Consider the following 507-nt stretch of genomic DNA (forward strand, 5'->3'; position numbering starts at 1 on the left):
CTAATGCACCAATTGCGTACGTCATAGCTCAAGTTCAATTCCCCTCTATTATGCGCATCAGGGATGACAGCTATATAGTAGAGTTTCAGGACCGCATTCGAAAAGTCTATCCTTTTGTAGAAAGGATAGAAGCAGTGCCTCTACCTATACCGGGCAGTGCACCGGAGATTAGTGGCACTGAGGTCCATTGGAACTTTAGTAGTGTTGATAAAAAGTGGCGCGTTGTTCTCGCAGCAAATGCAATTACGCTAGAGACTAAAGATTACAATGGGCACATCGACTTTATTAAGCGGTTCGGTTTTATCCTGAATGCTCTGGCCGATACGGTTCAGCCGACAGTTATGATCCGAATTGGCTATCGATATATCAATAGGCTTCAAAGTCCGGAAGACCTCTCGAATATTCAGATTCTTGTACGTGAAAATCTTATTGGTTTGGCTGATGCTAAGATTCGAGAGAATGTTGTTCAGTCTGTTGCACAATCCACTTGTCGTACAAAAGAGGGAG

General features: G+C 43.6%; 1 protein-coding gene. It reads left to right on the top strand.

The features are described from left to right. On the top strand, nt 1-507 hold a 507-nt coding region (locus tag CK240_RS18085), incomplete at both ends, for a TIGR04255 family protein (RefSeq protein WP_135059016.1).

This window comes from Paracoccus salipaludis (assembly GCF_002287065.1).
Taxonomy (GTDB): domain Bacteria; phylum Pseudomonadota; class Alphaproteobacteria; order Rhodobacterales; family Rhodobacteraceae; genus Paracoccus; species Paracoccus salipaludis.